This is a genomic window from Winogradskyella pelagia (genome assembly GCF_017581965.1).
GTDB classification, from domain to species: Bacteria; Bacteroidota; Bacteroidia; order Flavobacteriales; family Flavobacteriaceae; genus Winogradskyella; species Winogradskyella pelagia.
In genome coordinates this window covers 1-320 of sequence record NZ_JAGEVF010000058.1, presented here as the reverse complement: position 1 = coordinate 320, position 320 = coordinate 1, and the positions used below count along the sequence as shown (strand labels likewise).

Sequence of the window (320 nt, the reverse complement as noted above, 5' to 3'; positions counted from 1 at the left end):
CAAGCTTCAGGAAATACGGCCACGGCCTTTGCAGGAGGAAATGCAGGGGGAGCCAATAGTTTAGCCTGGCAAGGAACTGCCAGTGGAAATGGCGGTCTCTCATTTGGAGGTGCCGATGCCGGCGGTGAATTTTCAATCGCGCTTCAAGGCGGCAGTACCAATGTTGCAGCTATTAGAGGACTTGCTTTTGGGAATAATACAATTAGTTCTGCCCTTAATGCCATAGCCATGGGAAATACGGCAGCAGCCAGCGGTAGTGGTTCCGTAGCCATAGGATCTGCTGCCAATGCTTCTGGAGATAACGCTATGGTATTTGGTCC

At 51.2% G+C, this 320-nt stretch carries 1 pseudogene; it reads left to right on the top strand.

Annotated elements, in window-relative coordinates:
- Positions 1-320: pseudogene (locus J4050_RS15250) on the top strand (hypothetical protein); the annotation flags it as partial.